This is a genomic window from Psychrobacter sp. 16-MNA-CIBAN-0192 (assembly GCF_040309565.1).
Classification (GTDB): Bacteria; Pseudomonadota; Gammaproteobacteria; order Pseudomonadales; family Moraxellaceae; genus Psychrobacter.
Map to the genome: position 1 here is coordinate 14,119 of NZ_JBEOOX010000014.1, position 18,261 is coordinate 32,379.

Below are 18,261 nucleotides of genomic sequence, written 5' to 3' on the forward strand. Positions count from 1 at the left end.
ACTTTACAATGTTTTAAAACTAAAATTAGGAGAGTCATTTTTAAAGCGGCAAGTTTAAAGTAATAACACGCTTGCTAAGCCTAGAAATGACATAAAGCCAACAATATCAGTCACTGTAGTTAAAATCACAGAAGCAGATAGCGCTGGATCGATATTCATGCGTTTTAGCATCAGTGGTATACTGATACCGGACACATTGGCTGCGGTCATATTAATCGCAATGGCGCAGCCAATAACCGCACTAATCTTACTATCATGAAACCACATTTGTGCAATAATTGCCATAATAATCGCCCAAATAATCCCGTTAATAGCACCAACCCACAGCTCTTTATTAAATAGCCATAAGCGATTAGAGCCACCGATTTGCCCCATTGCCATACCGCGAATAACTACGGTTAATGTTTGTGAGCCTGCGATACCGCCCATACTGGCAACCACTGGCATTAATATTGCCAGCGCCACCACTTTGGCGAGCACCGCCTCAAACTGACCAATGACGATAGCGGCAAGCAGCGCGGTACACAAATTAATGCCAAGCCAAATACTACGGCTCTTTGCACTGGTTAGAATAGGGGCAAAAAGCTCGTCATCTTGGCTAACACCCGCTAGATTTCTCATCGTGCTATCGACGTCATCTTGGATAATCTCCATGATATCTTCGCCATTTAATTGACCCACCAGCTCGCCGTGACTGTTAATAACAGGGGCAAAACGGATGTCTTCTGAGCGAAAAATCGCGGCAGCATCTTGAATATCGAGTCGATCATTAATCGTAATTGCATTGTCAATATAGCTCGATACCAGTGCGTTTTGCTCATGTTTAATTAAATCTACCAAGCTTAATAAACCAATCAATTGTTGACTCTTATCCACCACCAGCAGCTCTTGGCTTTGGTCATCAAGCAAGTCAATATTACCGCGTAGCCATGTTTGTACCTGTCCTAGAGTGATATCGTCATGGACTTGGATAATATCAGGGTCCATATAACTGCCTACTTCCCAGTCCATATAGGTATCAAGCTTATTAACCTGTAGCCGAATGTCTTCATCAAGCGTTGCCATCACTGAGGTACGCACCGTTTCAGTAACGGTATCTAAAATCTCCGAGATGTCTTGCGCATCAAGGTCTTGGGTCAGTACCGATATCTCCGTTGAAGAAATATTCTCCATTAATGGCTGGCGCGTATCGACCTCAAGTTCAGCCAGTACGCGACCTTTAATAGTTTCGGCAACTCGAGCCCAAATCAATAACCTGTCTTGGGTTGGGAATGACTCAAGCAAATTGGCAATCTCATATTCAGATTGCTTGGCTAAAAATTCAGTAATGGCATTGTATGACCCATCTGCCACCAAACCCTGCAAATATAGAAGCTTATACTCAGCTGTATATTCTTGTGGGTTATAGTCTCCAAGCTTAAACGAGCGTTCAGAGTTAGGCGTTGAGACGGGCATAGGCATTCCAAATTGTTAAATAAAATGATAGAAAGGCAAAGGATAACTGCTACGCGTTGCTCACAGCAATCCTTAAGCGTTGGTGCGTTAACGCTTACCCAATAACGCGCGGATATTGCTTAAATACTCATCTGCCACCGCTTGAGGGTCTTTGGTGGCTTTTTTCTTTTTAGCTTTAGCCGGCCAGTCAATATGATCTTCGGGTAATTCCTCTAAAAATCGTGATTCGGAGGTGACGCGCATCTGACCACCGGCACGACGCTGGGTAGCTAATGTTAATGTCAGCTCACGGCGCGCGCGGGTAATACCTACATACATTAGGCGACGTTCTTCCTCGACCGTTTCACTGAGAATCGAGTTGCGATGGGGCAGCATTTCTTCCTCAAGCCCCATGATGTAGACGTAATTAAATTCTAAACCTTTTGCTGCATGCAAGGTCATTAAATTGACTTTATTGGTATTTTCTTCCTCTTGCTGCTGCTCAAGCATATCAAGTAAGACTAATTTACGAATGATGGTATCAATAGTTCGGTCTTCATCTTCTTCAGCACGGTTGATAAGCGACTGAATACTGGTATATAGCATATCGATATTATCAATGCGATTTTTTTCCTGCTGCGGTGTTTTAGCATCATCGCGGACAAAATCAATATAGCCAGTCTCGTCAATCATCTGGCGAACAATCGGCACAGGGTCAGGATGCTGATCTAGCTCGCGCGTATAATGTTCAATGAAATCACCAAATGCTTTAATAGTGCTATAAGCTTTTGACGGTAAAACATGGGCAAGACCGACATGGGTACAAGAGGCAAGCAGCGAGATGCTATGTTCTTGCGCAAACAAGCCTAGCTTTTCTAAAGTTGCCGGACCCATACCGCGTTTGGGTGTATTGATAATGCGTAAAAAGGCGCTGTCATCTTCCGGATTTAAAATCAGGCGCAAGTAGCCCATGATGTCTTTGATTTCACTACGGGCAAAAAACGACTGACCACCGGATAACTTATAAGGCACTTGCAATTGGCGTAATTGAGCTTCCAGCATCCGCGCTTGAAAGTTACTGCGGTACAGCACCGCATAATCTTCCCATTCATTGCCGAAACGCAGTTTATGAGTAACAATTTCTTTTGCCACGCGCTCCGCTTCATCATCGTCATTACGGCAATTAATAATGCGGATTTTCTCGCCTTGACCTTTATCCGACCAGAGTTTTTTCTCAAATAAATGCTCATTATTGGTAATAACCGCATTTGCTGAGGTCAAGATTCTGCTGGTTGAGCGATAATTTTGCTCCAGCATGACGATTTTAAGTTTAGGAAAATCTTCTTTTAACAGCCCCATATTTTCAGGCTTCGCGCCGCGCCATGCATAGATAGATTGGTCATCATCACCCACCACGGTAAAGCGCCCTTGCGGACCGACCAGATATTTAATCATTTCATACTGCGCGGTATTGGTGTCTTGATATTCATCGACCAAAAGGTAGCGAATACGGTTTTGCCATTTATCACGCAGCTCTCTATTTTCGCGTAAAATCTTGGTCGGTAATACAATCAAATCGTCAAAATCAACCGCATTATACGCGCGCAAATTACGCTCATATAACGCATAAAGTGTCGCAAAAATCATATCTTCGGGATCGTTCAAAGTATCCATCGCTTGAGCAGGATCAATCAGATCATTTTTCCAGTCAGAAATCATCTTGATGGCTTTGCCAACCAGCTCGCGACTTTCAGCGCCAGATAAATTGTCACGCATCATCAGCTCCATCAGCAACCGCTTGCTGTCATCGCTGTCCATGATGGAAAAATTGCCTTTCAATGGTGTATGCATCAGCTCATAGCGCAAAAACTGTAAGCCGAATTGGTGAAACGTCGATACCGTTAAGCCGCGTGTTTTATCACTGGGCAATAATTTGCTAACCCGCGCTTTCATTTCACGCGCGGCTTTATTGGTAAACGTCACCGCCGTAATACGCTCGGCTGGCATGTTGCATTCTTCAATAAGATAAGCAATCTTACGGGTAATCACCGACGTCTTGCCGGAGCCCGCACCCGCTAACACCAGTAGCGGACCTGAAACATAGAGCATGGCTTCTTGTTGTTTGGGGTTTAGTTGACTCATAAGGTGACCTGTCAGGCAAAAGCAAAAAAGAGGGGTGACGCTAATAAACGCCAACGGCACGCGCCCTAATAAAGGCAATAAAATGTAGGAGATAGCGTCTAGCAGAGCTGAAAATTAGGAGAGCTATTATAAAGCAAAACGAGAGTTTTTGGGCAGGAGATGGTGGCGGAGTAGCGCTCGTTATACGAGACTAGAAATAAAAATATAGAGTTAGGAAATCACGCTAACAAACTGCCTTCAGTTAGCGTGATATAGGAATGTTTTAATAAAGAATTATTTTAAATTAGAAGAGTAATTTTAAGCATTATTTAATTGACGAGCAGCTTCTAGCGCAAAATACGTCAAAATACCATCGGCACCCGCACGGCGGAAACCAATTAAAGATTCTAAAATCACCGCATCCGTTAGCCAGCCGTTTTGAATGGCTGCCATGTGCATTGCATACTCACCAGATACTTGATACGCAAATGTTGGTACACCAAAGGTATCTTTAACTTCTCGAATCAAATCTAAATATGGCTGACCCGGCTTAATCATCACCATATCCGCGCCCTCAGCAATATCCATTGCTACTTCATGTAAGGCTTCCGCGCGATTACCAAAGTCCATCTGATACTGTTTTTTATGACCACCTTTTAAGTTGCCGGCACTACCAACTGCATCACGGAAGGGACCATAATAGGCAGATGCATATTTAGCAGAGTACGCCATGATTGCCGTATTCACAAAACCTTCAGCTTCAAAGGCATCACGCATAGCTTTAATACGTCCGTCCATCATATCGCTTGGCGAGATAATATCCGCGCCTGCACGTGCATGAACGAGTGCTTGCTTGACCAACACCTCAACGGTTTCATCATTAACCACGTAACCTGTGTCATCAAGCAGACCGTCTTGACCGTGAGAAGTATAAGGGTCTAAGGCAACATCTGTCATCACGACCATTTCTGGAACGGCATCTTTAACCGCTTTAACCGCACGCGCACTTAAGCCGTTTTCGTCATAAGCCGCGCTACCATCGGCAGTTTTTAACGCGTTATCAATGACTGGAAAGATATCAATCGTGGTTACGCCTTCCGCTAATAGCGCTTTGGCATGTTGAATCAGTAAGTCTATCGAGAGACGCTCAACCCCCGGCATACTGCTGACCGCTTGACGCTGATTGCTGCCTTCTAGGACAAAGACAGGAGCGATTAAATGCTTAGGGTGCAGCTCAACTTCTCGAATCATAGCGCGAACATTATCGTTATAACGCAGGCGACGCAAGCGAGTAGCAGGAAATTGACGATTAAAGGTATAGCTCATGGCAGATCCTTATAAGCGGTTTAGAAAGTGTTAATAAGTAATAATATTTAAGATTATATTCGCTAGGTAATGCTGGCGTTGTAATCTTTAATAGGATGATAATAATACGCTTATTATAATGTGCTTGTTCTACTGTTCTTATTTAAGATATTTGTTTAAAGCTCTTATTTAAGTGTCTTACTTTAAGGTAACTACTATAACGAAAAGTGGCAGGTAAAAGCAAAAAGCCCCACCAAGGCGGCAGGGCTAATTGTACGATATTTTTTAACAGCTAATGAATAAACACTTTTAAAAAAGTCACTTAAGGCTTAATAGTCTGTACAGCTGGTGCTTGCCCAATAGGTGTTATTTCAGTTACCACACCTACCGTAGCATCGGCTTTACCATCATTATTCAAATCTACCACCGCTTTTGGTTTAAAGGTCGCGGTAGCAGGGGCTTTTGATAGCTTAATGCTAATGGCTTCCTGCACACTGGCAACCCGTGCTGAGCTGGCAGCATCAAGGGCATAAGCAGCTTTAGACTCAGCACTAGCACTCGGTTTTTGTCCCAATTGCGCCACATTGGTATATTGCGGCACAGGAATGACAGCTGGTACATCTAAATTAGCACCGCCGCCCAAGGCTTGATAAAGCTCAATTTGGCTAATGATTTTTTGTAGCTCTAAGTCCAAAATACCTTGCTGGGTTGAGAACAATGAGCGCTGGGCATCAAGTACGTCAAGGTAATTAGACACGCCCGCTTTAAAGCGCGCATCAGCAATCTGGAACGTTTGCTCAAAGTTATCTTGCAGACGATACTGAGCGCTGAGCTGTTCGCCAAGCGTAGCGCGGGTGGCTAACACATCTGACACTTCGCGGAATGCCGTTTGAATGGATTTCTCATAAGCGGCTAGCGTTTGTTGGCGTTCAATCTTTGCCACATCATAATTGGCATTCAAGCGTCCGCCATCAAAAATAGGCACACTAACATTAGGACCAAATGACCAGCCGACAGCGCCACCTTTAAACAAATCACTCAAGCTGCTACTGCCAAGCCCAATGCTACTGGCAAGGCTAATAGACGGATAGTAAGCGGCGCGCGCCACTTCGATATTCGCGCCTGCTGCTTTTAGATTGTACTCTGCTTGCAAGACATCAGGGCGATAGCGTAATAGCTCACTTGGCAAACCCGCACTAAAGATTTGATGGGTCGTGATATTACTAACCGCAGGCGTTGGCACTAGATTGTTTGGAATAGGCGCACCAACCAAGAATTGTAGCGCATTTCGTGATTTTAAAATACTGCTTTGCGCGCGTAATACGGCAAGTTTAGCATTCTCTAACGAGGCGCTGGCTTGTAGTGTAGGCAATTTGGGGTCAATCCCAGCTTCAAAGCGCTTGGTGGCAATAAATAATGATTTGTTACGACTTTCAACCGTGGCTTCTGCCAATCGAAGCTGTGCCAAGCTATAGCTTAAGTTGGCATAGCTTTGAGCAATATTACTAATCAAACTAATTTGAGTTGAATTTTTTGCCGCGGTGGTTGATAAGAAATTTTGCAACGCTTGGTCTTTTAAGCTGGCAATTTTACCCCAAAAGTCCAGCTCATAATTGGCAAGACCTAAGTTTACATTATAGTTGCCACCCGTTTGACTTGCCCGACGTTGGCGAGAATAGCCTGCTGTACCATCAATACTGGGTAAGTCACGGATATCCGTAATTTGATACTGTGCACGGGCTTTTTCAATGGCTAAGCGCGCACTTGCAAAGTCTTTATTATTCTCTAAACCTAAAGCGATAAGGCTTTTTAGGCGCTCGTCACTATAAAAATTCTGCCAGCGCTGATTGGCGAGACTTTGCTGCTCTACACGACTAACGGTTTCTTTATCAAAAGCACCATAAGTTTGCTGAATCGGTAAATTGGGCTCAGCAAGTACAGGGCGCGTATCTGCTTTTGGAATGGTGTTACAAGCTGCCATGCTTAAAGCAAGCACTGTTAAACCCAGTAAGCGCCCGCCACGATGGCGAGCAGAGTTAAGGATTACTTGAGATTGATAACTCATTGTTTATTGTCTCCAAGGCTTACAGGCGGATAAGGGGTAGCTGATATTGACTGAGGTTCTGCATCGATAGGCGTCACCATAGGCGCTTTGGTCAGGCGTGATGATGTCGTGCCACCATTGCCTGAATCAGTGGTATTCGAATCAATAGTATCTGAGCCAATAGCACCTGAACCAGTATCTATATAAGCAGGCGCTACATCAATACTGCCACGACTGATATTCTCATCATGGTTGCCTGCATTATAGCCGCTTACATCGTGATAACCACTACCATCATTACCGCTATTAGAACCATCATTAGGACCATTGCCATTAGGACCACTGCCATTAGGATAATCGCTAGCAGTCAGGCCACCATTTGGTCCATTTGGCGGTGTGTCATATTTATAAGGGAAAATACTACGCACCCAAATATAGAACATCGGAATAAAGAAGATGCCTAAGAAAGTCGCGGTAACAACCCCACCAACAACACTGGTACCAATGGCGTTTTGGCTACCAGAACCGGCACCTGTTGCGATAAATAATGGCACAACACCCAAGCCAAAGGCAAGCGACGTCATGATAATAGGACGCAAACGTTGCCGCGCTGCTGTCATGACGGCTTCTTTTAACGTGTAGCCCTCATCTTGGTGATCCCTTGCAAACTCAATAATTAAGATAGCGTTTTTGGCGGATAGCCCGACTACTGTGAGTAGACCAACCTGTAAGTAAACATCATTGGATAAGCCACGGAACCACGTAAATAGCACCGCACCTAATACCCCAAGCGGAATAACCAGTAGTACTGAGAATGGAATTGACCAACTTTCATACAAAGCTGCCAAACATAAGAATACCACTAAGATTGAGATAGCATAAAGCATCGGTGCTTGAGCACCAGATTTTTTCTCTTCTAGTGACAGACCTGTCCATTCATAACTGATACCGTCCGGTAGTTTTGCAACCATTTCTTCCATGGCAGTCATCGCTTCACCGGTACTGAGACCAGGGGCGGCGCTACCCTGAATATTCATTGACGCTAAGCTGTTATAACGTGAAAGACCTGGTGAGCCGGTTTCCCATTTACTACTAGAGAAAGCGTCAAATGAGATCATCTCGTTGCTGTCATTACGGACATACCATTTACTGATATCCGAAGGGTTAGTCCGGCTACTAGGTTCACCTTGGATAAACACGCGTTTAACCCGACCACGGTCAACGAAGTCATTGATATAACCTGAGCCCCATGCGGTTGAGATGACACTATTAATATTAGCCAGTGATAAGCCATAAGCCGCAGCTTGCTCTTGGTTAATATCAACTTTCAACTGCGGTGCATCTTCTTGTCCGTTTGGACGTACGCCAGCGACTTTATCGCTTTGAGCCGCCATGCCGAGTAACATATTACGGGCTTCTAACAGACCTTCATGACCGACGTTACCAGAATCCTGTAACATCAAATCAAAGCCACTAGAGTTACCCAGTCCACTAATTGCGGGTGGAATAATATTAAACACAGTTGCTTCATTAATTTGGGTAAAGAAATAACCTTGCGCTCGATCAGAGACGGCTCGCGCGGTATTTTCATCACCCTTACGATCTGCCCAGTCGCTTAATTTGACGAAGGCGATACCGACGTTTTGACCTTGTCCAACAAAACTAAAGCCCGCAATAGTAAATGCTGAGGCCACGTTATCTGGCTCTTGACTACTGTAGTAATCGCTTACCTTATCGAGCACTGCTTGCGTTTCATTCAGGGTTGAGCCCGCAGGCAGCTGTACGGCGGTAAACATAATACCCTGATCTTCTTCGGGTAAAAATGAGCCGGGAATACGTAAGAATACAAGTGCCATAATACCGATAATGGCAGCATAAACGATGAAATATACCCATTTAAGACGGAAGCTCTTACCAACAAATTTTTCATAAGACTTACTGGTTTTAGTGAAAGAGCGGTTAAACCAACCAAAGAAGCCCTTTTGATGTTCAGTATTGCCTTTTTCATGACTCTTACTACGTTTTAGCAAGGTCACACATAGGGCAGGGGTGAAGATAAGCGCAACTAACGCCGATAGCACCATACTGGTAATAAGTGTGATGGCGAACTGGCGATAAATAACCCCAGTTGAACCACCGAAGAATGCCATCGGAACGAATACCGCTGATAAAATAAGCGCAATACCGACAACGATTTTACTAATCTCACCCATCGATTGAATGGTGGCATCTTTGATGGAGATATCTTGGTTTTCTTCCAGTAATCGCTCGACGTTCTCGACCACGACGATCGCATCATCGACCAGTAGACCGATGGACAGTACCATCGCAAACATGGTCAATACGTTAATACTAAACCCTGCAGCATAGAGCACTGCAAAAGTACCAAGCAATACTACAGGTACGGCGAGGGTCGGGATAATGGTTGCACGCCAGTTCTGCAAAAAGACGAACATAACGATAAATACTAAGATAATGGCTTCAATCAGTGTTTTAACCACTTGCTCAATAGACAAGCGTACAAATGGCGTCGTGTCATAAGGAATGGCTGATTTTAGACCTGCAGGGAAGTTTGCCTCTAGCTCAGCAACTCGAGCACCGACCAATTCGCGCGTTTCAAGCGCGTTCGCACCACTGGCTAGTGAGACCGCAAGACCTGCGGCTTCCTTACCATTAAATAACGATACCGTACTATAGTTTTCACTACCAATTTCTACCTTTGCAACATCGCCTAAGCGTACTTGCGCGCCTGAGGTATCCGTTTTTAGTAGAATGTTTTTAAACTCGTCTGGCGTTTTTAGATAGCTTTGAACGGTGACCGTCGCATTAATCACTTGTTCATCGACATCAGCGGGTGCTTGCCCCAATTGACCGGCTGATACTTGGGCGTTTTGCGCGCGTACGGCATTAACTACATCGGATGGCACCAAGTTATAGGCACGTAAGCGCTCAGGGTCGAGCCAAATACGCATGGCGTAAGCGGCACCGAAGGCTTGTACTTGACCAACCCCTTCAACACGGCTGAGCTGATCGACGACGCTAGAGTTAATATAGTCACCGATATCAGCACGATCCATACTGCCGTCTTCGGATACAAAAGCAAGAACAACTAAAAAGCCTTCAGAGGCTTTATTAACGTTAACCCCTTGGCGCTGCACTTGCTCTGGCAACGAGCTCATGGCGGCTTGTAATTTATTCTGTACCTGAACCTGTGCAGTATCAGAATCGGTACCGTTTTCAAAGAACAGCTGTACAGAGGCACTACCGTTTGAGGCACTTGATGACTTCATGTACATCAAGCCATCAAGCCCTTTCATGCGCTGCTCAATAATCTGTACGACTGAGTTTTCAACGGTTTCAGCGTTCGCACCTGGATAGCTGGCGCTGACTGTGACAGTTGGCGGCGCAATCGCTGGATACTGCTCAATCGGTAAGTTAATAACCGATATTATCCCGATGAGCATGACTAAAATAGCCATCACCCATGCAAAAATAGGGCGATCAATAAAAAAACGTGACATAGTAAATCCCTAAGTCTTCCTAGCTTTGAATGGAATTAGTTGGCGGCTGATTGTGCCGGTTTGTTGGCAGTTTTACCATCGGTAGACTTATCCATGCTTTTTGCCGCTTGCTGCGGAGTTTGAGCAGCAGCCCCTTTTGCAGCAGGAGGAGCGTTCGGATCCTCTAGCGGTTTAGCAACCACTTCTTGCTCGGGTTTGACTTTAGCGCCGCCAATAACCACCACTTTGTCGCCAGCCTGAAGACCGTCGGTGACCACCCACTGACCATTATAGGTACCATTAATAGTGACCGGACGCACTTGGATTTTGTTATTTGCATCAACGATATAGACTTGCGTTTCGCTCTTAGTTGAGCGCATTACCGCACTTTGTGGCACGAGTGCAGCATTGGTAATAACACTTTGGGTTAAACGCGCAGAGACGTACATACCTGGCAATAGCACATTATTGCTATTAGGGAACACCGCTCGCAGAGTTACCGCACCCGTTGATTCGTCAACTTTAGCTTCTGCTAGAGCGAGCTGTCCACGCACTGGATAGACAGAACCATCTTCTAATACCAACTCAACGCTATTCATACCCGCTTGGGCTTTACCTTCAGTAATTTGCTGACGCAATTTGAGCAGCTCAGACGATGATTGACTGATATCAACATAAATAGGATCTAAGCGCGCAATGGTTACTAAAGGCGTCGGTTGACCAGAACTAACCAAGGTGCCAGCAGTGACGCTTGAGCGGTCAGTACGACCTGACAGAGGCGCGCGTACAATCGTACGATTCAGATCTAAGGTGCTGGCTTTTAACCCTGCCTTTGCCGTTTGAATACCAGCTTTGGCGCTTTCAATACCTGCTTGTGATTGACCGATAGCAGCGTTGGCACTAGCGACTGCGGCTTGCGCGGTACGTACTTGCGTTTGTGCTTGATCATATTGTTGTTTTGAGATGGCATCAATCTCAACCAAACCACTTAACCGGCGTAAGTCATTTTGCGCTTGTGCTAGTGACGCTTGGCGACTGACCAAATCTGCTTTGGCATTGGCATTATTCGCAACTGCGGTTTGATAATTGGCTTCAGCTTGCTGAATCGCGGCTTGACCAGTGGTAATAGAAGAGGAATAGTTGTCCGTATTAATGCGATATAAAGGCTGACCTTTTTTCACGCTACTGCCTTCACGAAACAACACTTCGTCAATAATGCCATTAACCTGCGGACGTACATCTGCCATTTGGTACGCTGCGGTACGACCAGAGAAGGTTTGTTCCTGAGGGACTGTACCTAAAGTCACCGTCTGGACGTTGACGACGGCAGGTGGCATTTGCTGCTGAGCGGCTTGCTCACCTGCGGCGTCCTCTTTTTTGTCACAGCCAACCAGTACAGCGCCAGATAGTACAGATGCTATTACAAGCGCAAGATAAGAGTGCTTCATCAATGTCCTCGGTAGTAATATAGTATTGATACAATATAAAAAATGTGTAGCGATATCTTTTAACCTAAGCGCTAAAAACCTAAGCGCTAAAAACCTGAGTGCTAAAAAACAACCGCTAGCAAATAAGAGATAAAAAATAACCATTAAAAAATATAGGTTTAAACGACAGCATTTAGCAACCTATCATGGTTACAACAAAAAGAATGCAAAAATGCAACGTTAAATAAAGGTAATCGAACATTATAAACTATAGGGTCTACCCCACAGTCAAGTAGCAAGTAAGTACTATTTGGCACAGTTGATAAACCTATGATTCACAATGCTCTGAAAAAAAAGGATAAAAACGCTGGAAACATAAGCGTTACATGCAATAACCCATAAGAAACCTTACAATAATTTAATAGGTAAAGTATTGTTATATTTTGTTGTATGAATGAACATATATAGGAAAGGGACAAGATGTAACGCATACTCTTCAGAAAAAAGAGCTGTGCCCAGAAAAGGCAGCGTTTAGCAATACTTAATTATGAACAGACAGATATGATTATAAATAAGATCTTATTTTAGAATGTCATATCATTTTTTAAAGAAGAATCAGAGCACAGGTTTTATTATGCGCTAACAGATAATGCTAATATAAATAGGCTTACTGATATTAGCATTATCTGTTTTTAAGCCAGCCAGAATATAAATGCAAAGGATAATGGTTAAACCTTACTTAAACCAAACGGGCGCTGGCAAGTTCAGTCAACTGATACAATCCTTGACGATAGCGATTGTCTGGTAAGCTGCTCAATGCTTGCTGAGCAAGTTTGGTTTCTGCCAACGCGCGCTGTTTGCAATACTCAAGTGAGCCAGAAGTACGCACCAATTCAATTAATTGCTCAGCATTTGGTGTCTTACCGGTTTGTATGGCAATACGCAGCTTGTCATAGCCTTCTGTATCGGTATCTTTTAGCAATTCAAGGGCTTTAATAGTCGGCAGAGTAGGTTTACCTTCCGCTAGGTCATCACCTAAGTTTTTACCCATCAGCGCACTGTCGCCACTATAATCAAGTACATCATCAACGATTTGAAAGGCATTGCCGAAATGCTGACCAAAATCTGCTAACGCCTGCAGGTGCTCCATTTGATTTTGCAAAATAGCGGCACCTTGAGTCGCCATCATAAATAGTCGCGACGTTTTACCATCGATAATATTTAGATAATCTTGTTCAGTTGCCGCAGGGTTGTGCTGATGTTGTAGCTGTAAGACTTCGCCTTCAGCAATATCACAAGTGCCGTCTGAGAACAATTGTAATAAAGGCAAACTTTGAAAGCCCACCAATAAATTAAAGGCGCGGGCAATCAAATAATCGCCCACTAATACCGCAGTTGCATTATCCCATGTTGCATTAGCGGTTGGTTTACCACGGCGCTGGTTAGATTCATCAATCACATCATCATGGACTAGCGTTGCGGTATGCAGCATCTCAGTAATTGCCGCTAAATGCATCGCCTGCGTTGATGGCGCATCGTCGAACATTCGTGCGCATAATAAAGTAATCAAGGGACGCATACGCTTGCCGCCTGCATTAATCACATGCTGCGAGACACTCATCACCAGTTGAACTTTTGAATTGAGACTACCGAAAACTTGCTTATCCATAATATCAAAATCATCAGCAACGATGCTCTGAATATCAGCATAGCTAGGGGTGGATAACAATGATGGTGCAATATCAGATAAAGAAGTAGGCGTCATAATCAATCGTCACAGTAATAAGAATTAAAAATCAGCAGAGTAGTTCAGCAAGGAGATGCTGCCAGCCCATGCTATCAGGTGACCTATAATACCATAGCTATTCATGCAGACGGTAAGTAAGCCATGCAAGTTACAAACGACAACCAATAGAATAAATCATTTAAGTACACTCTAGCTTAAATATGCCTAATCGCAAAAATTTCTTTATAAATGCAGATAACACAAGGTGATATACCCGTTTATAAGATAACTTATTGTAAGCTACTGATTATATAAGCTATAATGGCAACGGTTAACGCTTATGTTAATCAAATCACCAGCCTACAAAACCAAGATAAGCGGCTTGCTTTTTTGAGCAAAAAGCCGTAAAATCTTGCCTTTAATTTTTCCCTGTCGTGTTCGTTGACGAAGCGTTGGTATCATACCAGCCACGGCACACGGGTTAAGCGGAGTCACACAATGTACGCAGTAATCAAAACTGGTGGTAAACAGCACCGTGTAGTCGTCGATGAATTGCTTAAAGTTGAACTACTAAAAGCAGAGCAAGGCGAAACAATCACATTTAACGACGTATTGATGGTTGTTGACGGCGAAACCGTTAAAATCGGTCAGCCTGTTGTTGACGGCGCAAGCGTAGAAGTAGAAGTGATTGAACACGGTCGCGGCGAAAAAATCCGTATCGTTAAGCACAACCGTCGTAAGCATTACCACAAAGAGCAAGGTCACCGCCAATGGTACACCTTGTTAAAAATCAAAGCGATTAATGCTTAATTAACGATTATCAATTTATTGGTAATTAATAACGCACTAAAAGCTTAAGAGTTGTCGCATTAGCGATAAGTCACATTAACAAGGAGATTTTCTCATGGCACATAAAAAAGCTGCCGGTTCAAGCCGTAATGGTCGTGATTCAAACCCAAAAATGCTCGGCGTAAAAATCTTTGGCGGTCAAGCCATTGTTGCTGGTAACATTATCGTTCGTCAACGTGGTACAGAATTCCACGCCGGCGCTGGTGTTGGCATGGGTCGTGACCATACTTTATTTGCACTAAATGACGGTGTAGTGAAGTTTGCGACCAAAGGTAAATTTAACCGTCGTTATGTGATGGTTGAAGAAGCATAAATGACGCTGCTTGTCTGACGGTTTTAGGTAATATGCTTATTATCTAGCTGATAGATTTGCCAGTATCAAAATCCCCATGACTGTATAGTGATGGGGATTTTTTTATGCTGATAAAATAAATAAGGTAAGTAGTGTAAAGAAAGTAAAAACATTAGGCTTACAATACAAGGTCTAATAAAAGACACTGGAAAAAGCTTTTATATCCACTGACTTAACGCTACTACAAAGCAGCCCTTAGTTATAAGATACTTCATAGCAAGCTCGGAGAGATGTAACAGCACTCGTTACAAGCGTGTATGGCAGGCGTAGTATTGATTGCAATTCATGACTAGGCGCGTAATAAAAAAGCTGGCACACTGTGCATATTGGTCAGTAGCGCTATTACAACTCATTAAGCATCTTGCTTATCGCTGTCATTATTGATAATCGTAATGAGTGTATAACTGGCAAAATGAATATTTGCTCTTATAAATCATGTTCCTATAAATAGCGCGCTACATTAATAGATCAACTATTAACTTTTTAATTGGTATTCAATTTTTATTTTGAGAGGCTGTACAATGACTTTATCAACACAAGTAAAACAAACCACGACGGTAAAACAAAAAATTATGTCTAGTGCGTTAACTGGAGTTTTAATGACGACGCTAGGGGTTGCGGCGCCAATGGTAGCACTTACCCAAACTGCTCAAGCAGCACCAGCAACCAATTTAGTAGCGTCTCAGCGTTTAAATAAATTGCTTAGCAATACCAAAAGTATGACTGCTAACTTTACTCAAACGACCAAAGGCGCGTCTAATGGCACGTTTAAAGGCAAAATGAGCGTACAACGTCCTAATAATTTTCGCTGGGAAACCACTTCGCCATCAGAGCAGTTAATTGTTGCTAATGGCAGCTCACTATGGATTTTTGATAAAGATTTGGAACAAGCGACCAAGCAAAGCGTGGATAATCAAGTAGGTAATACGCCAGCGCTATTGTTATCCGGTGACCCAAGCAAAATTGATAAAAACTTTAAAGTGACTCAGCCTTATAGCACCAAAAACTACTATGTATTATATCCTAAATCAACTAGTGCCAGCTTTAAGAGTCTATCAATGAGCTTTAATGGCGGTAAACCTGTGATGATGGTATTAAATGATACCTTAGGTCAAACGACCTCGATTAACTTTAACAATATTAAGATCAATCCTAAGATCAATAGCAGTCAATTTAAGTTTACTCCACCTAAAGGGGTTGATGTGATTAACCAATAAATTGACTATGCTTTAGCTTTATTGATGATAATAGAGACAAGTTGGTAAGCAAATCGAGACATCGGTTTGCTTTTTTTATGAGTGATTTTCTACCCTCAAGCTCTATTAAAATAATTTGTTGCAAGTCGGCACGGTCATAGGTTGCAATTGATATGATTTGGTTTACAATATGCGCTAATTTACCGCGTATATCAAGAATGAGCGCCGTGCAGTAGGGTCTTTCCAGCTGGTGTTTTGCTCAGATTCTGTCCACAGGTTAACGCTATTTTTCATAGATTGTAGAGTTGGCACAGGCTGGGCGATGTTGGTGAGTTTAGCGATAATGAGTAGTTTGCTATTCTAAAAACGGCTCCTCAATCATGCCAATAACTGGCTTTTCATCTTTGATAGGCGTATAGTAAGTAACCGGTTTATGCCAGTTGTCATGACATTGCTCACCACGTGTGATGAGTTATTAAATCAATTAAATAGTTTGTGATGACATTGATTTAATAAATTTATTTTCCGTTGTAAAAATGGGTTCGGCGACCAGCCTTTTTCTAAGCCACTTTTCTTATCTGATATCATCTTCTAAGATGATTTGTGTGTCTACTCTAGATTTTCTTATTGAGCTGGCAGGCAGTATCAGTTTTGCCCAGTGTTTAGATGATTTATGGGTTTTTATCGCCTGACTCTTATGTCGATATTCTTGATGATTGGCTATTACCAGCACAACCTTTTGTGTTTTCGTTTGCGTCAAAGCCATTGTGCTGTTATCTCAGTGTTGATAATAGTAAATGCCGCTTAAGACACTCGATTGGGTGAGGAGCACGTATTATCATGTCTGCCTTTAATTGGTCAGCAATTGCCTTTATTCTAGCTGCAATCGGTCTGGTTGTATTTATGTTGACCGTTCCGCGTTTACTCGGCGGGCGTTCTAAGGGCTTACAAAAAGAAGAAATCTTTGAGGCGGGCGTTGTCGGTGCTGGTAACGCTCGTATTCGCCTATCTGCCAAATTCTATTTGGTAGCGATTTTCTTTGTTATTTTTGATTTAGAAGCCCTTTATTTATATGCTTATGCTGTTTCAGTACGTGAAACGGGTTGGGCAGGCTTTATTGCAGCTGCAACATTTATTATCGACTTATTAATCGGTCTGATTTATGCCTTAAGTTTAGGCGCGCTTAATTGGGCGCCGGCAGATAAGTTGCGTAAAAACGTGCGTTTGTATGCCGCTCCTGCTGGCTTTAATCTAGCTGACATTACTAAATTTGATGGCGTTGATGAACTGATGGTTGACCCAACGGGCAAGATACCAGCGCAGTCTTCTGGTCAAATTAATGTGTCGAATAATATTGAAGCCAATCGTCGTCATTTAGAAAGTATCGATCGTATCAATACTACAGGTAATATTACCTCAGTAGATTTTGCGGCATCTGCACCGAATCAGAATATTGAGCGTAATCGCTAAAAACTTATAGATGCTAACGGTTATAAGTTTTTAGCAGGCGACGTTATAACAGTATGCGAATAATAGCGCTAACCTTGTGGTTACTGCGCTTTGGTTAATTGAAAGGTTGAATGTTATGAAATATACATTAACAAAAGCCAACCCTGATGCAGACGTTTATCCTGCTCAGACTCGCCAAACGGTTAGTGACCCTCTTGAAGATGAAGTCAATAAAAATGTCTTTATGGGACGTTTAGAAGACCTTGTGCATTCAACAGCAAACTGGGGACGTAAGCACTCTCTGTGGCCATTTAACTTTGGTACCTCTTGTTGCTATGTGGAATACGCGACGACCCTAACAGCGGTTCACGATTTATCACGCTTTGGGGCAGAAGTCATTCGCGCCTCACCGCGTCAGGCAGATGTGATGATTGTAGCTGGTACCTGTTTTGTTAAAATGGCACCAGTTATTCAGCGCCTTTATGAGCAAATGCTTGAGCCGAAATGGGTTATCTCTATGGGTGCTTGTGCCAATTCAGGTGGGATGTATGACATCTATTCTGTGGTACAAGGCGTTGATAAGATTATTCCAGTAGACGTTTATGTTCCTGGTTGTCCGCCGCGTCCTGAAGCTTTGATTCAAGGCTTAATGCTGCTACAAGAGTCAATCACTAAAGAGCGTCGTCCGCTTGGTATTCATGTGAACGATCAAGGTATTTATCAGCCACAAATGATGCCTGAGCGTGATCGTAAGCAAGCTGATCGTATTGCAGTGAAAAACTTGCGCAGCCCAGACAGTATTTAATAGTTTTATGGTTAATGCTTTAGTTTTTCTTTTACAGCTTTATACACCCATTA

At 43.2% G+C, this 18,261-nt stretch carries 12 protein-coding genes; 5 read left to right on the forward strand and 7 right to left on the reverse strand.

The features are described 5' to 3' along the window. Window positions 1-54: 54 nt before the first annotated feature. The 7 genes from mgtE to AAEY78_RS10585 form a co-directional block, all read right to left on the reverse strand. Entirely contained in the window at window positions 55-1,455 is a 1,401-nt protein-coding gene (gene mgtE / locus AAEY78_RS10555; RefSeq protein WP_352339302.1) for a magnesium transporter, read from the reverse strand. Window positions 1,456-1,542: 87 nt separating this feature from the next. Beyond that, window positions 1,543-3,576: a UvrD-helicase domain-containing protein gene (locus AAEY78_RS10560; RefSeq protein ID WP_352339303.1), complete on the reverse strand. Its 2,034-nt coding sequence runs from the start codon at window positions 3,574-3,576 to the stop codon at window positions 1,543-1,545. Between the two features lie 297 nt (window positions 3,577-3,873). Next, the gene (gene hemB, locus AAEY78_RS10565) at window positions 3,874-4,881 is read right to left on the reverse strand and encodes a porphobilinogen synthase (protein WP_352339304.1); all 1,008 of its coding nucleotides are present in this window, start codon (window positions 4,879-4,881) and stop codon (window positions 3,874-3,876) included. A gap of 301 nt (window positions 4,882-5,182) precedes the next feature. Next, the gene (locus AAEY78_RS10570) at window positions 5,183-6,925 is read right to left on the reverse strand and encodes an efflux transporter outer membrane subunit (RefSeq protein ID WP_352339305.1); all 1,743 of its coding nucleotides are present in this window, start codon (window positions 6,923-6,925) and stop codon (window positions 5,183-5,185) included. Continuing rightward, the gene (locus tag AAEY78_RS10575; protein ID WP_352339306.1) at window positions 6,922-10,425 is read right to left on the reverse strand and encodes an efflux RND transporter permease subunit; all 3,504 of its coding nucleotides are present in this window, start codon (window positions 10,423-10,425) and stop codon (window positions 6,922-6,924) included. The genes AAEY78_RS10570 and AAEY78_RS10575 overlap by 4 nt, the downstream gene beginning before the upstream one ends. A 35-nt stretch (window positions 10,426-10,460) precedes the next feature. Then, complete coding sequence (locus AAEY78_RS10580) at window positions 10,461-11,852, reverse strand: efflux RND transporter periplasmic adaptor subunit (RefSeq protein ID WP_352339307.1); 1,392 nt, start codon at window positions 11,850-11,852, stop codon at window positions 10,461-10,463. Between the two features lie 718 nt (window positions 11,853-12,570). Next, window positions 12,571-13,596, reverse strand: a complete 1,026-nt coding sequence (locus tag AAEY78_RS10585; protein WP_352339308.1) for a polyprenyl synthetase family protein — start codon at window positions 13,594-13,596, stop codon at window positions 12,571-12,573. A 459-nt stretch (window positions 13,597-14,055) separates the two neighbouring features. Between AAEY78_RS10585 and rplU the strand changes: the two genes are divergently transcribed. From rplU to AAEY78_RS10610, 5 genes are all read left to right on the forward strand, one after another. Next, window positions 14,056-14,367 (forward strand): 50S ribosomal protein L21, encoded by a 312-nt coding sequence (rplU, locus tag AAEY78_RS10590; protein WP_062533595.1) that lies wholly within the window; start codon window positions 14,056-14,058, stop codon window positions 14,365-14,367. A gap of 94 nt (window positions 14,368-14,461) precedes the next feature. Next, the gene (gene rpmA / locus AAEY78_RS10595) at window positions 14,462-14,719 is read left to right on the forward strand and encodes a 50S ribosomal protein L27 (protein ID WP_062533594.1); all 258 of its coding nucleotides are present in this window, start codon (window positions 14,462-14,464) and stop codon (window positions 14,717-14,719) included. Between the two features lie 560 nt (window positions 14,720-15,279). Next, complete coding sequence (gene lolA, locus AAEY78_RS10600; protein WP_352339309.1) at window positions 15,280-15,975, forward strand: outer membrane lipoprotein periplasmic chaperone LolA; 696 nt, start codon at window positions 15,280-15,282, stop codon at window positions 15,973-15,975. Between the two features lie 819 nt (window positions 15,976-16,794). Further along, complete coding sequence (ndhC, locus tag AAEY78_RS10605; RefSeq protein ID WP_352339310.1) at window positions 16,795-17,424, forward strand: NADH-quinone oxidoreductase subunit A; 630 nt, start codon at window positions 16,795-16,797, stop codon at window positions 17,422-17,424. Between the two features lie 115 nt (window positions 17,425-17,539). Continuing rightward, window positions 17,540-18,208, forward strand: coding sequence for a NuoB/complex I 20 kDa subunit family protein (locus AAEY78_RS10610; protein ID WP_352339311.1), 669 nt, complete (start codon window positions 17,540-17,542; stop codon window positions 18,206-18,208). The last annotated feature ends 53 nt before the right edge of the window (window positions 18,209-18,261 follow it).